Annotated in this window: 9 protein-coding genes and 1 pseudogene; all 10 read right to left on the bottom strand. The window is 73.1% G+C overall.

The genetic code is table 11. The features are described 5' to 3' along the window. Positions 1-23: 23 nt before the first annotated feature. Positions 24-1,589: a PP2C family serine/threonine-protein phosphatase gene (locus ABZ078_RS07520; RefSeq protein ID WP_356572591.1), complete on the bottom strand. Its 1,566-nt coding sequence runs from the start codon at positions 1,587-1,589 to the stop codon at positions 24-26. Between the two features lie 3 nt (positions 1,590-1,592). Then, complete coding sequence (locus ABZ078_RS07515; protein WP_356572589.1) at positions 1,593-4,253, bottom strand: tetratricopeptide repeat protein; 2,661 nt, start codon at positions 4,251-4,253, stop codon at positions 1,593-1,595. 40 nt (positions 4,254-4,293) lie between these two features. Beyond that, the gene (locus ABZ078_RS07510; RefSeq protein WP_356572587.1) at positions 4,294-5,625 is read right to left on the bottom strand and encodes a hypothetical protein; all 1,332 of its coding nucleotides are present in this window, start codon (positions 5,623-5,625) and stop codon (positions 4,294-4,296) included. A 57-nt stretch (positions 5,626-5,682) separates the two neighbouring features. Further along, positions 5,683-6,729: a glutamate ABC transporter substrate-binding protein gene (locus ABZ078_RS07505; protein WP_356572585.1), complete on the bottom strand. Its 1,047-nt coding sequence runs from the start codon at positions 6,727-6,729 to the stop codon at positions 5,683-5,685. A gap of 14 nt (positions 6,730-6,743) precedes the next feature. Then, the gene (locus ABZ078_RS07500; RefSeq protein ID WP_356572583.1) at positions 6,744-8,210 is read right to left on the bottom strand and encodes a hypothetical protein; all 1,467 of its coding nucleotides are present in this window, start codon (positions 8,208-8,210) and stop codon (positions 6,744-6,746) included. Between the two features lie 248 nt (positions 8,211-8,458). Beyond that, on the bottom strand, positions 8,459-9,430 hold the full coding sequence (locus ABZ078_RS07495) for a BadF/BadG/BcrA/BcrD ATPase family protein (RefSeq protein WP_356572581.1): 972 nt from the start codon (positions 9,428-9,430) through the stop codon (positions 8,459-8,461). Continuing rightward, positions 9,421-10,686: a 6-phospho-beta-glucosidase gene (locus ABZ078_RS07490; RefSeq protein ID WP_356572579.1), complete on the bottom strand. Its 1,266-nt coding sequence runs from the start codon at positions 10,684-10,686 to the stop codon at positions 9,421-9,423. Before ABZ078_RS07490 ends, ABZ078_RS07495 begins: the two co-directional genes overlap by 10 nt. Positions 10,687-10,693: 7 nt before the next feature. After that, positions 10,694-10,834: pseudogene (locus ABZ078_RS07485) on the bottom strand (carbohydrate ABC transporter permease); the annotation flags it as partial. Positions 10,835-11,054: 220 nt separating this feature from the next. Next, entirely contained in the window at positions 11,055-12,266 is a 1,212-nt protein-coding gene (locus tag ABZ078_RS07480) for an ROK family transcriptional regulator (protein ID WP_356572577.1), read from the bottom strand. Between the two features lie 213 nt (positions 12,267-12,479). Further along, a complete protein-coding gene (locus tag ABZ078_RS07475; RefSeq protein ID WP_356572842.1) occupies positions 12,480-13,823 on the bottom strand; it encodes an MFS transporter in 1,344 nt (447 codons plus the stop codon). Positions 13,824-13,874: the final 51 nt, after the last annotated feature.

The following is a 13,874-nucleotide window of genomic DNA, read 5'->3' as shown; positions in this document are numbered from 1 at the left end:
AGGTCGCTCCCCGCAGTGCGGCCTCAGGCCGATCCTGCCCCCATCGACGGTGCCGGGAACGGCAGGACGGCCACTGTTACGTTGTCGTGGCCGCCGCCGTCGAGGGCGTGACCGACCAGGACCTGGGCGCTGTGCAGGGGGCGCGCGGCGGCGTCGAGGGGCACGACCTCGGCCATGTGCTCGGCCGCCTCCGCGTAGTTCCACAGCCCGTCCGTGCACACGACCACCACACCCGGGCGGTCCGGCTTGAAGGACGCGGTGTGCGGCTCCAGTTCGTAGGCGTCCGCGCCGAGCCAGCCCGTGATCGCGTGGGCGCGTTCGTCGGCGTACGCCTCGGCCTCGTTCATCAGGCCCGCGGCGACCATCTGCGCCGCCCACGAGTCGTCCTCGGTGAGCCGGGCCGGGGGTGTGCCGCGGTCCACCGGGACCCAGTAGGCGCGGCTGTCGCCGACCCAGCCGACGATCAGCAGCTCGGGCGTCACCACGGAGCCGACGATGGTGCAGGCGGGGGCGTTCTGGTGCGGGGCCTGCTCGCGGGCCGTGGCGGGTTCGTCGGCGAGCGCGTTGACCGCGTTGGCGGCGGCGACGATCGCGTCGTGCATGGCCTGCTGCGGATGCGTGCCGCGCGGCAGGGCGGCCAGCAGCGACTCGCTCGCGGCCCGGGAGGCGGCCATCGAGGCGTCGTCGGGCCGGGTCGCCGAGGACACGCCGTCGCACACGATCGCCAGGACCGCGGGCCGGCCGTCGGGCAGCGCGGTGCTGCCGACGGCGAAGGCGTCCTCGTTGCGGTGGTGGCGCAGACCGCGGTCGCTGACGGCGGCGACCGGGCCGGCGTCCAGCTCCATGTGGTCCCGTTCGCGCGGCTGCGCGTGCCCGCAGTTCTCGCAGTACCCGTCGTGGTCGACGCGGCCCGCCCGGCAGGCCACGCACACCTTGGAGCTCTCGCGCGGGTTCGGCAGCTCGGCGACGCGCGGGTCGGGTGCCTGCAAGGGGTACTCCTCGGGTTCGGCCGGGCGGTCGAACCGGACGCCGGTGGCCGGGGAGGCCGGGGAGTCGGTCGGGGCGGGGGGACCGGCGGGCGCGGGCGGCACCTGGGGAGCGGCCGGCACGCCGTGGTCGCCGCCCGGGGCCGGGACGCCGGGGAAGCCGGGGGCGGCGGAGACCGGGGAGCCGTGCGGGTCCGCGGAAGCCGAGGAGCCTTGCGGGTCGGCGGAAACCCAGGAGCCGTGCGGTGCGTCGGGGCCGCTCCCGGGCGGTGGTACCGGCGCGACCGGCGGCGGTGACTGCGGGGGCGGGGGTGTGCCCGGAGGCAGATCGTGGCCGCCGGAGCCGATGCCGTGGAGGTCCGCCGGCTGATGCGCGGCCGGCGGGATGCCCGTGCCGTCCGGCGCGTGGGCCACGGGCCAGTGCACGCCGGGCGCGCCCGCGGCGGGGGGCGGCACCGTGCCGTTCATGGCGATGGTCGGGTTGTCGTCCGGCCGTACGGGCACGGCGGACAGGTCGTATCCGCACGCACCGCAGAAACGGTCACCCGACTCGAGCGGCCACTCGCAGCTCGGGCAGGCGGACAACTGGGGCATCTGCGACATCAACTACACCCACGTCCGGGGGCGGTAACGGTTGGCACGTTCCACCAGGTCGATCCTCTCCTCGCCGCCCCGTGCGAGCCGGGCCAGCGTGCGGTACGAACGCTCCAGGCCGAAACGCAGTCCCCGCTCGTCCAGGCCGCTGCCGAGCAGCGTCCGTCCTCCGGGGGCGGGCGGGGCGGAACCCTGGCCACCGGAGAGTATCCAGTCCAGCGCGCAACCGAGGACTTCCGCCGACAACTGCTCCCGGCGCGCCGGATCCAGACCGTACGCCTCCAGCGCCTCGACCTGGCCCGCGGCGGCGGTCAGGTCCTCAAGGAACGGTACGTCGGCGGCGGCCGCCGTGCGTTGACGCAGTCGCGCGCGGACGGCCGCCACCCGGGCGGCCGTGTAGTGAATGGAGCTTTCCGGAACCGACTCCAGGGTCCGCACGGCGCCGCGGCGGTCGCCGGTCGCGAGCTGGACGCGGGCGAGACCGAAGGCGGCGCTGACGTAGCTGGGGTCGGTCGACCACACGAGACGGTAGTACTCGGCGGCGTTGTCCAACTGGCCCAGCACCTCCGCGCACATGCCGAGGGCCAGCTTGGGGGCGGGCTCGCCGGGAAACGCGTCGTAGATCGCGTCGAAGGCCAGCGCGGCGCCCTCGTGGTCGCCGGTGACGAGGGCGGCCACGCCGCGGTACCAGACGACCCGCCAGTCGTCGGGCCGCTCGTCCTCCAGTTCCAGCAGCGCCACGTGCGCGTTGCCGGTGTCGCCGTTCTCCAGCCAGGCACGGACCTGCCGCAGCCGCGTCTCGGTCGACGGCGCCGGCGTGGCGGCGAGGGCCCCGAGCGACTCGGCCGGAGCCGTGGTCATCAGACCCGCGAGGAAACCGGCGTTGGGGTCGGAGGGGTCCACGTGGGGGACCGGCAGGGCGAGGGCGGCGGCGGGGGCGTCGACGGACCTGACGATGCCGGCGGGAAGCGGAGCCGCCGGGGAGTGGGCCCAGGTGGCGAGCGGAAGGGCGGAGCCCGAGGAGGTGCGGGTGACGGAACCGGACGAGGTGCCGGTGACCGCGCCGGACGAGGTGCCGGTGACCGCGCCGGACGAGGTGCCGGTGCCGCCGGCCGAGGAGACGGCCGAACCGGCGGCGGCCCTGCGGCGCCACCGCCCCGGCGGGGCCACCCGCGCCCCCAGCCGCGACACCTCCCCGTCCGCCTTCGGGAACAGCTCCGTGTCCGTGACCCGCACCTCCGGGCCGAACAGCGTCGACAGCGACGGCCGCGCGCGCCCCGTCTGGAGGGACACGACCTCGCGCAGGACGCCCGTCAGTTGCTCCGCCATCTCCTGGGCGGAGGCGAAGCGGCGGGCCGGGTCGGGGTCGGTCGCGCGGACCAGGAGGCGGTAGAAGGACTCGTACTGGCGGAAGACCTCGATGTTGTCCGGGTCGGGCAGGGAGTCGACGTAGACGTTCGTGTAGCCCTGGAAGTCGAAGGTGAGGACGGCGAGCGTACGCGCGACCGTGTACAGGTCGGACGCCACCGACGGGCCCACCTCCGCGACCTCCGGCGCCTGGTAGCCGACCGTGCCGTAGATGGCCGACTCCTCGTCGTCCATCCTGCGCACCGCGCCCATGTCGATCAGCTTGAGCTGGTCCTCGGTCTGGATGGCGTTGTCGACCTTGAAGTCGCAGTACAGCAGGTTCCGGCTGTGGAGGTGGCCGAGCGCCTCCAGCGCCTCGATGCCGTACGCGCACGCCTGTTCGACGGGCAGCGGGTTGCGCCGGCCCTCGGGCGTACGGCGGCCGTTGGCGATCTCCTTCAGCGACTTGCCGCCCACGTACTCCATGACGATGTAGCCGTCGAGCGAGCCCGTGCGCTGGTCGAGGTGCTCGACGAAGTTGTAGATCCGCACGATGTTGGCGTGCTCGATCTCCGCGAGGAAGCGCCGCTCGGAGATCGCCGCCGCCATCGCGTCCTGGTCGCCGGTGTCGAGCAGGCCCTTGAGCACCACCCAGCGGTCGGAGACCGCGCGGTCCACGGCGAGGTAGATCCAGCCGAGCCCGCCGTGCGCGAGGCAGCCCACGACCTCGTACTGGCCGTGCACGATGTCACCGGCCTTCAGCTTCGGCACGAAGGAGTACGGGTGGCCGCACTTCGTGCAGAAGCCCTCCGTACGGCCCGGACGGTCGCCGCGGGCCCGGCCGACGGGCGCGCCGCAGTCCGAGCGGGAGCAGAACCGCTTGCGCTCCGGCACCTCTGCCTTCGCCAGCACCATCGCGCGCGGGTCGGGGCGCGGCACGTCCGGGACCTGGACCAGACCGGCACCCAGCCGCCCACGGCCGCTGGAGCCCGCGGGGGAGCCGGAGCTGCGCACCGACACCGAGCGTCCCGTGGCGCGGCCCGACGACGAGCGCGACAGCCGGCCCGACACCGAGCGCCGGGACTTCGACGACTGCGACGACGTACGGGAGCTGCCGCGACCGGTGGCGCGGGAGCCGGCGCTGCCCGCCGAGCCGCGCGAGCCCTTGCCGCCGCCCGTGACCCCGGTGGGCGGTGAGCCGACCATGCCGGTCGCCGAGACGACCGGGGCGAGGCCGCACGTGTCGCAGTACAGCTCACCGCCGCCCACGTCCTCGTACGACCCGTCGCAGTCCGGTCGCTGGCATTGCCGCTGTGCCTGACTCATGGCGACGACTCCCCCCTGTCCCTCATGCCCCCGCTGCCCGTCATGCCCCCGGACCCCCGCGGTCCTCGGGCCCGCGCGGCCCCGGCACGCGCCCGCTGCCCAGCAGTTCGGCCGCCGCCTGCTGGTAGCGCAGGACCGCCTGCTCGGCGACGCGCAGGTCGCACGGCGCGCTCCACAGCATGCGGCGGGCCGCGTCGTAGCGCTCGATGAGGAACGGGTCCTCGGCGAGGCCGTGCCGGGCGACCTTCGCCCGGTACGCGTCGAGGCGGCCGCGCAGCTCGGCGCGGACCGCCAGGGGCGCGGTGACCGCGGTCAACGACTCGCGGGCGCGCAGCAGTTCGTCCTCCGCCTTCTGCTCCAGGGACTCCAGGAGCGGGGACAGGCGGTGCCACTGGGCCTGTCTGCGGTACTCGGCGGCCGTCGCCAACTGCTCCTGCAACGCGGTCGGCGGGCCGCTGACGACCGGCACCTCCGTGGCGGCGATCTTCGCCAGCACCTCGCCGCGCGCGGTGCGGGCCTCGGCGAGCGTGCGGTCCGCGCGGGAGAGCACGTCGCGCAGCTTGACCAGGCGCTGCTCGGCGTCCTGGCGAACCGTCAGTACCGCGTCGATCTCACGGCGTACGTCCTCCAGGGCGCGCGCCTCCCGGTCGTAGACCGTGGTGTCCGGCTTGCCTCCGCCGGGCGCCGAACTCCCCGGCGTGGGCAGCCAGTACGCGAGCGGGTCGGACACCACCTCGGCGCGCAGCTTGGTGAGCGTGCGCGTGATGCGCTCCAGGTCGTCACCCGCCGGGTGCTCACCGGGCCGTACGCCGACGGAGTGCGCGAGCCGGCGGGTGCGCTGCAACTCCGCGGCCAGTAAATCGATACGGGCGGGCAGCGCCGACCAGACCGCGTCCGCGGCGACGACCATGTCCAGCGACGACGCGTACAGCTCGTTCATCCGGTCCACCAGCGCCGCCAGGCTGAACTGCTCGCTGAGCCTGCCCGAACCACCGTGCAGGGTCGGGGCGTTGGCCGTCGCGGTCGCCGAACCGGCGACGGTCACCGACTCGCCGCGCAGCAGCTCCGTCAGCTGCACCAGGTCGTCGCGGCTGGACCAGCGGCGGCGGGCGCGGATCTCGCGGGCGGAGCGCAGCGCGTCGGTGTACGCGTCGAAGTACGCCCACAGCAGCGTGATCGACGCCTCCGCTGCCGTCCAGCGTTCCTTGGTGGTGCCCGTGAGCTCGGCGCCCTCGAGAAGTCTGCGGCCCGCGTGGTCCTGGAGGGCGAGGAGCGAGGTCTCGATCGCCTCGTGCTCCGCCCCGAGCCGCGCCAGCGCACGGTCCACCTCGTCCCGGTCCATCACCGGCCCGGCGGGGTCCGTGACGCCCATCGATCACCTCTCGCTGCGTAGTGTTCCGTCGGTCGGTCGTCGGTTGCTTGCAGTCGGCTACTTGTAGTCGGCCTCGGGAGGCGTTGCCGACCTCGACTTCTCGCCGGGCTTGTCCATGGTGGGGTGCAGCCACTTCTCGTAGGACGCCCGCCAGCCGTCCGATGCGGCTATGTAGCTCTCCAGCGTCCGGTTGACCTGGCGTACCAGATCCTCCGCCTTCAGATTCATCGCCACGCCGTAGTACTCGTCGGTGAACAGCCCGCCCTTGAGTTCCACCGTCGGGTCCTGGGCGGCCTGGCTGGCCGCGAGGGCGCCGTCGGTGACGACCGCGTCCGCCTGGCCGAGCTGCAGCTTCACCAGGCAGTCCAACTGGTTGGGCACGGTGGTGGAGATGTCGGCCGAGGCCGGCAGGTCGCGGTTCTTCTTGTCCGCCTCCAGTTTGTCGTACGCCGTGGATCCCGTCGCCGAGCAGATCCGCTTGCCGGCGAGGCTGTCGTCGTAGCCCTTGATCGTCGAGGTCTTGGGCGCCAGGACCTGCTGGCCGGTCACGAAGTACGGGGCGGAGAAGGCGACTTCCTCGATGCGGTCGCAGTTGATCGTCATGGTGCGGACCACCATGTCGACCTCGCCCTTCTGGATCGCCTCGATACGCCGGCTGGTCGGGATGGCCTTGAACTGCACCGCGTCACGGTCGCCGAGGATGTCCTCGGCGATCCGGTGGACCAGGTCGATGTCGAACCCCTCCAGCTCACCTGCCGGGTTGTTCGGGTCGAGATAGCCCCAGCGGTAGCTGTTGGTGTCCACGCCGACGATCAGGCGCCGGTCCTTGCGGGCCTTGATGGCGTCCAGGGTCGGCGTCTCGCCGTTGCCGCCGGACGGCGACAGGCTCTGGTTCTGCGGGTCCTCGCAGTCCTCGGCCCGCACCCGGGTGCTGTGGGCGACGCTCTGGCCGGCCGCGGCCGCGGCGTCGCCCCGGTTGTGCGGCTGGCTCAGGGGCAGCAGCAGCGCGAAGGCCACCGCCAGGGCGCACAGGAGTGCCATCGCGCCCACACCGCCCCAGCCGCGCAGGTGCGCCCGGTTCGCCGTCGTGTCGCGTGCGTTCATCGTCGTGCCCCCTCTCACCGGTACTCCGACAGCCTGCGGCCGATGCCGAGCACCGCGCCGGCCGCGCCCAGGACCGCGAGGACCGCGGCGCCGGTCGGAAGGCCGGTCAGCGAGTCACGGCCGTCGCCCGCGGCCCGCCTGAACTCGGTCTGCTCGTGGGCGAGCGCTGTCGCCAGGGCCCTGTCGACGTTGTCGAAGCACACGCTCGTCGGCTCCTTCGCGGCACCGATGACGCGGTCGCGGGCGGCCTGGTAGTCGCCGGAGTCGTTGTCTTCGCGGGCGAGGCCGTGGCGGTCCTTCCAGATCTTCATGAAGCCGTTCGCGTCCTGCACCGGCTTCCTTCCCGCCGTGTCGTCGGCGAGGTCCTCGGCTCGGGCGAGAGCCTTGCCGAGCTGGTCGATCTCCTGGTCGTAGCCCCACTCGTAGGCGTCCACGACCGTGCCGTCGTCGAGCGTCTTGGAGTCCGCGCCGCGGCGGACCAGGGTCAGGTTCTCGTCGCTGCGGGCGGTGAGGGACGCGATGCGGGCCTCGTGCAGCACGTCCAGGGAGCGGACGCCGTGCTCGTACGAGTCGTTCAGGCCCGCGCGTGCCACGGTGTGGCCCACGGCGAGCCAGAGCAGGACCACGGTGGACGCGGCCGTGGCGGTGACGAGGCCGTGGTTGAGGACCCTGTTCGTGCGCCGGTAGTTGCGGCGCTGGGCCCAGGCGAGGGCGGCCAGGGCGACGATGCCGAGGCCGGCCGCGGCCCAGGGGAAGGACTTCGCCGCCGCGTAGTCCGAACGCAGGCGCTGGTTCTCCGTCTGGTAGAGCTTCTCCGCGGCCGGCAGCATCTTCTGCTGCATCATCTCGTTCGCGGCGCGGAGGTAGGCGCCGCCGACGGGGTAGCCCTGGCGGTTGTTGGCCCGAGCCGTCTCGACCAGGCCCTTGTACTCCGGCAGGAGTCCGCTGAGTTCGGTGATCGTCTTCGCCGACGGGGAGCCCGGCTCGGAGTTGGCGGCGGCCGTGACGAGTTTGGCGGCGGCGGTGCGGATGTCCTTTTCGTAGCCCTCGCGCATGGCGGGTTTCTCCTGGAGGCCCGCGAGGTAGCCGCTGGCCGCGGCGGTGTTGGCGTCCGCGAGGGAGCGGTAGATGTCGGCCGCGTCGGAGCTGAGGGGCTGGCTGCGGTTGAGGACGTCGTCGGCTGCCGTCGCGCGGTCGGTCATCTGCCAGGCGGCCAGGGTGCCGAAGGCGATGACGAGGAAGGCCAGGAGGGCGCCGATGACGCGCAGGCGACCGGGTTCGGTGGTGGCGGCCGCGCGGAGTTGGTCGAAGCCCTCGGCGAACGCGGTGCGGCGGGGCGCGGTGGCCGCCGGGTGTGCCGCCGGGTGTGCGGTGGGGCGGACGGGCCGGCCGGGCTGTGGGGGTACGGACGGCAGGGTGGGTGCGCCGGGGGCCGGGCTGTGTCCCGGTGGTGGTGCGCTGCTTTTCGGCGTCTGTGTCACTGCTGACCTCCCCCATGGTCATCCGTCGCCGCAAGTATCGCTGCCGGGACTGACATCCGCATCGCGGACCCCGGACCTTCGGCACACCAATCACGCCCCGCACGTCCCCCTGCCCATGAATACGCCGCGGGAATCGGTTCGGTTCCAGGTTCGGGGGGTGGGTGCGTGCGTTGATGCCTGCGACACCTGTGCGGGTGGCGCGGGGGTGCGCGGCCCGACCCCGACTGGGGGTGGCCGTGCGACTTGGCCTAAGGCTCGAAGTGTTGGCGGAGTCGTGTATGGGCCGCCGTGGGTGCTTCGATCGCGTCCAGGCCCAGCAGAGCCGCGCCCAGGACCGGGCTTGCCGTGACCAGCCTCGGTACTGCCTTGGGGGCGCGGGTGGTGAGCAGGTCGTGGATCCTGTCGGTCAGTTGGGCGTGGCGGGCTGCCAGGACGCCTCCGCCCAGGAGTACGGGTGTCTCCTCTTTCAGCAGGTCCAGGCGGGTCAGGGCGACCGTGGCCATCGTGACCACCTCGTCGGCCAGGCGGTCGACGATGTCGCGGGCGATCGGGTCGCCGGCCGCGGCCGTGGTGAAGAGGACCGGGGTCAGTTCGTGGCGGCGGGCGGGGGTGATGTGCTCCAGGTGCAGGGCCTCGATCAGGGCGTACATGGTGGGGAGGGCGAAGTGGGCGGGCAGCGTCTGACTCAGCGCCGTGGGTGACCCTCGGCCGTCCTCCGCTCGGGCCGCGTGCCACAGGGCCTCCTCCGCGAGGGCCCAGCCGCCGCCCCAGTCGCCGGAGACACGGCCCAGCGCGGGGAAGCGGGCCGTGCGGCCGTCGGGGCGCATGCCCACGCAGTTGATGCCGGCGCCGCAGACCACGGCCACGCCGCGGGGTTCCGTCACGCCCGCTCGCAGGATGGCGAAGGTGTCGTTGCGGACCTCGACGGTGGAGCCCCACGCGCGCGCGTGCACGGCGGCCGCCAGGCTCTCCTCCTCCACCGGGAGATCGGCGTTGGCCAGGCAGGCCGAGACGTGGTCGACGGAGGTGACGCCCGCTGTGGCGAAGGCTTGTCGCACGGTGTCGGCGAGGGTGGCCATCGCCGGGTCCACGCCCACCGTCGGCGGGCGGAAACCGCCTCCGCGGGCGGTGGCGAGGACGGTTCCGTCGGCCGCCACCACCGCCACGTCGGTCTTGCTGTTGCCCGCGTCCACGGCGAGGACTCGTGCGGTCACGCCCACGCGAGGTGCTCCCGGTTGTGTGCGATCAACTGGTCGGTCAGTTTCTCCGCGTACGCGTACTGGCCGATCAGGGGGTGGGAGAGCAGGGCCTTGAAGACCCGGGTGCGGCCGCCGCGCAGGGCCGCGTCGAGGGCCAGGTCCTCGTAGGCCGTCACCTGGGCCATCAGGCCCGCGTACAGGGGCGTTGGGCTCGGTACGGGGAGGGGGGTGGGTCCCTTCTGGCCCACCGCCGCCTGCACTTCGATCACCGCGTCGTCGGGGAGGAAGGGCAGCGTGCCTTTGTTGTGGGTGTTGACGACCTGGTAGGGGCTGCCGGCGCCGTTCAGCAGCGCGGCCGCCAGGTCCACCGCCGCCTCCGAGTAGTAGGCGCCGCCGCGCTTGGAGAGCAACTCCGGCTTCTCGTCGAGGGTCGGGTCGGCGTAGAGGGTCAGCAGCTTTCTTTCCATTTCCGCCACCTCCGCGGCGCGGGACGGTTTGGTGCGCAGCTCGCGGACCACCTCGTCGTGGGCGTAGTAGTAGCGCAGGTAGTAGGAGGGGACCACGCCCAGGCGGTCCAGGAGGGGGCGGGGCAGGCGCAGGTCCGCGGCGATGGTGTCGCCGTGGTCGGTCAGCAGTGCGGGCAGGACGTCGTCGCCCTCGGGGCCGCCCAGGCGTACGCCGGTCTCCCAGGTGAGGTGGTTCAGGCCCACGTGGTCGAGATGGATGTCGGAGGGGGACGCGCCGAGCAGGGCCGCGAACTTCCGCTGGAGGCCGATCGCCACGTTGCACAGGCCGACCGCCCTGTGACCCTCCTGGAGCAGGGCCCGGGTCACGATGCCGACCGGGTTGGTGAAGTCGATGATCCAGGCGGTGGGGTTGGTGCGGCGGACCCGGTCCGCGATGTCGAGGACCACGGGAACGGTGCGCAGGGCCTTCGCCAGGCCGCCGGCGCCGGTTGTCTCCTGGCCGACGCAGCCGCATTCCAGGGGCCAGGTCTCGTCCTGTTCGCGGGCCGCCTGGCCGCCGACGCGGAGTTGGAGCAGGACCGCGTCCGCGCCGTCCACCGCCGCGTCCAGGTCCGTGGTGGTGGTGACGGTGCCGCCGTGGCCCTGACGGGCGAGGATACGGCGGGCCAGCGGGCCCAGCAGGTCCAGGCGGTCCGCTGCCGGGTCCATCAGGACCAGTTCCTCGATGGGCAGGGTGTCCCGGAGGCGGGCGAAGCCGTCGACGAGTTCGGGGGTGTAGGTCGAGCCTCCGCCGACCACGGTGAGTTTCATGTCTGGGTCAACCCTTTACTCCGGTGAGGGTGACGCCCTCTACGAACGCCTTCTGCGCGAAGAAGAACACGAGGATCACGGGGGCCATCACGAGAACCGTGGCGGCCATGGTCAGGTTCCAGTCGGTGTGGTGCGCTCCCTTGGTGGCACCGGACTCCGACTGGCCGGTGCAGGCCGTGGCGAGCAGGGCCAGGGAGGCGGAGGCGGAGGCGGCGAGAGCGGTGGCCGTCCTACGGGACACCGAAGGTATGACATTCCATGACTTTCTGGGCATGGCGAGGTCTCCCAAGGGCGGGATGGGCTGGGTGAGGGAAGGCGGGGGGTGGGTCAGGGGGATGCGTTGCGCGTGCGCCGGCTGGGCCGGGCGGTCAGCGTGAGGTGTCGAAGACCTCGTCGCGTGTGGTCGCGAGCGCGCTCTCCAGCGCGCCCCGCAGCACGGGGTGTTCACGGACGTCGCCGACGACGAGCCGGGGCCGGGACGCGGCCAGCTCCTCCAGCTCGGACTGGACCAGGGAGCGCAGTACCTCGCCGCCGGAGGTGAGGGAGGCGCCGCTGAGGACGACCAGTTCGGGATCGAGGACGGAGACCAGCGAGGCGAGACCGGTGGCCAGCCGCGTCGCGTACGTCTCCAGGAGCAGCCGGTGCAGGACGGTGTCCTCCGTGGCGGCCCGCTGGACGAGGGTGGCGGCGGCCTCGGCGTACGGCCCCGACGGGACGTTCGTCATGCCGAGTTCGCGGGCGAGCCGGAGGATCGCCTGGGAACCGGCCAGCTCCTGGTAGCCGCCACTGTTGGCCTTGGTCACCTGACGGACCAGGGGTGCCCCCGGAACCGGCAGGAAACCTACCTCGCCCGCGCCGCCGGTCCAGCCGCGGTGCAGGCGCCCGCCGAGGACCAGGGCGGCGCCGAGGCCACCCTCGTTCCACAGCAGCACGAAGTCCTCGTGGCCGCGGGCCGCGCCGAGCCGCTGCTCGGCCACCGCCACGAGGTTGACGTCGTTCTCGTACTCGACCGGCATCGGCAGGGCGGCGGCGAGTTCGTCGAGCAGCGCCGGGGTGTGCCAGCCGGGGAGGTGGGAGGCGTAGCGCAGTCGGCCCGTGTTGGGGTCGAAGGCGCCCGGGGTGCCGATGACGAGCCGGCGGACGTCGTCACGGGCGAGGCCCGCCGCCTTCACGGCGCCGTCGAGGGCGTCGGTGACCTGCCGGACGACGGGCTGGGCCGGGCGTCTGCCGGGGGTGGGCAGTTCGTACGACCCCACCGTGCGGCCGGTGATGTCGGCGACGGCGGCGAGGATGCGGTCCGGGGTGACATCGAGCCCCGCGGCGTACGCGGCGGCCGGATTGACCTCGTACAGCTGGGCGCCCGGGCCGGGCCGGCCCTCCGTCGTGCCGGTGGCCAGGACGAGGCCGGCGGCCTCCAGGCGGGCCAGCAACTGGGAGGCGGTCGGCTTGGAGAGGCCGGTGAGCTTGCCGATCCGGGTCCGGGAGAGCGGCCCGTGCTCCAGGAGGAGGTCCAGGGCGGCGCGGTCGTTCATGGCGCGCAGGACGCGCGGGGTGCCCGGCGTACCGGCGGTTCCTGCCATGGGATCGACACCTGCCTTTCGGCTGACCAGCTTCTCAGCGGCTCGTCGGGTACGTCCATTCGGGTACCTCGAAGGAGCATTGTTAGGAAACTTTCCTATCGCTCGCAGAGGAAGGTAAGCCCGGGAGGAAGGGCACGTCAAGAGCGGCCGTTCTGGCCGTTCCGGGCGTCCTGGTCGTCCCGGTCGTCCCGGTCGTCCCGAGAGGGGGAGCCGTTACTTGCGCGGCAGCAGCAGAGGGGTCGCCAGGAGGAGCACGCCGGCGGCGGCGATCGCCGTGCGTGTGTCGGTGGCGGCGGCCAGCAGGCCCCACAGTGCGGTCATCGCGGCGGTCGTCGTCCTGCCGGTGATCTGCCAGGCCGACAGGGTGCGGGTCACGCGATCCCTCGGGGTCAGTTCGAGGCGGCGGGTGGCGAGCACCGGGTTGAAGACGCCCGCGCAGGTGATCAGGCCGAACTCGACGGCCATGACGAGGAGGAGACCGGACGTGCCGGGCCCGACGAAGGCCAGCCCGACCGACCAGCAGGCGCGCAGGGTGCCGGCCGTGAGCAGGACCCGGCGCGTGCCGTACCGGGCCACCAGCCGGCGCGACAGACGGGAGCCCAGCAGGCCGCCCAGGCACGGAACGGCGAAGGCGAGGCCGTACTGCCAGGGAGAGAAACCGAGGTGGCCGAGCATGAGGACGGCGAGCAGCGGGGCCGGTGCCATGATCAGGGCGTTGACCAGGACCGTGTTGAGGAACAGCGGGCGCAGGGTGGGGTGGGTGAGGATGTGCCGCCAGCCCGCCGGAAGGTCCGCGGCCGACAGCGCGCCGGCACGCCGGGCCGACGGGTGCCCAGGACGGAGCGGTTTCCTTTGCTCACCGACCGGGGGGTCGCTGGGCAGCGACTGTTGCCTTTCCTTACGCGCCGACGGAACGTCAGCACGGGGCCGTTGCCTTTCCTTACTCGCCGACGGAACGTCAGCACGCGACTGTTGCCTTTCCTCACCGCCGATCGCCCGGATCCCCAACGCTGACAGCAGATAGCTGACCGCATCCGCCAGCACCGTCGTCATCGGCCCGAACACCCCGATCGCCGCCCCGCCCAGCGGGGGCCCGAGCGCGGTGGCCGTCCATGCCGTGGCCTCGAAACGGCCGTTCGCCACGAGCAGGTCCTCGGGCGCCACGAGGGACTTCAGATATGCCCCGCTCGCCGCGGTGAACGTGATGTCCGCCGCGGCGACCACCATCGACACCACCAGCAGTTGGCCCAGGCCGAGCACACCCAGCGCGAACGCGGCGGGCACGCTCAGCAGCGCCACACACCGAAGCAGGTCCGCCGCGATCATCACCGGACGCTTCCGCCGAAACTCCACCCAGGCCCCGAGCGGCACCGCCACCGCCGCGCCCACCGCGAGCCCCGAGGCCGCCAGCAGCGCCACCTCCCTCGCCCCGGCGTGCAGCACGACGACCGCGATCAGCGGCAAGGCGTCGAAGGCCAGCCGCGTCCCGAACGTACTGACCCCGTACGCAGCCCACAGCCACCCGAAACGCCGCCCCAACGACTGCCCGCCCGCCATGGCCCGCCCCAGCCTCCCGTTGTCCGAGCCCATCCAAACGAGCGTCGATCT

Origin of the sequence: Streptomyces sp. NPDC006385 (assembly GCF_040612485.1) — a bacterium.
Classification (GTDB): Bacteria; Actinomycetota; Actinomycetes; order Streptomycetales; family Streptomycetaceae; genus Streptomyces.
This window is presented reverse-complemented; position numbering and strand designations above follow the sequence as displayed.